General features: G+C 55.8%; 1 pseudogene. It reads right to left on the bottom strand.

From position 1 onward, the window contains the following. A pseudogene (locus ACTHTQ_RS11300) lies at window positions 1-362 on the bottom strand (TonB-dependent hemoglobin/transferrin/lactoferrin family receptor); the annotation flags it as partial. Between the last annotated feature and the right edge of the window lie 124 nt (window positions 363-486).

The raw sequence follows: 486 nt of genomic DNA, 5'->3' as shown, positions 1-486 counted from the left end.
CCTCCCCCCACCCCCAGCTTCTCCTTTTCGCAACGCAAGGCCGTCGTTAGAACGATACCATTGCCGAAGGTCAGGCTTTCTTGTGCGTAAACACTGAACGTTTTGCACTTGCTGTCTGGTCCTTTTTTATTCGGATAGGTGCGGTCTGCAGAAACTGTGTTGACGGTGCCGGTCGGATTGTCCGCTGTCATGCCGTCGCGCGCGCGGGCGGTCTCGGTGTGTTTGTATTCAGCACCGGCAACGACGGTGTGTTTGACCGCGCCGTCAAACTCCCACACTCTACGTCCGTTCAGCCCACGTATGGTCTGATTGAAACCGTATTCGGAATAACGGTTCGAGTTGCCCAGTTGGCGCGTGCCCATGCGGGTAATACTGACATCAACGGCATCGTCTTCCGTACGCAGTTTTTGCTGATAGGCAGTCAGGTTGGCTTAGTTCATACGGCCTTCGCCAGTGGAGCGGTAGCCTGCTTCGATACGTTGACGG

It is taken from the genome of Neisseria sp. P0020.S003, assembly GCF_051957095.1.
In the GTDB taxonomy this organism is placed as follows: Bacteria; Pseudomonadota; Gammaproteobacteria; order Burkholderiales; family Neisseriaceae; genus Neisseria; species Neisseria subflava.
Note: the sequence above shows the minus strand (reverse complement) of the source record. Positions and strands in the feature narration are given on the sequence as shown.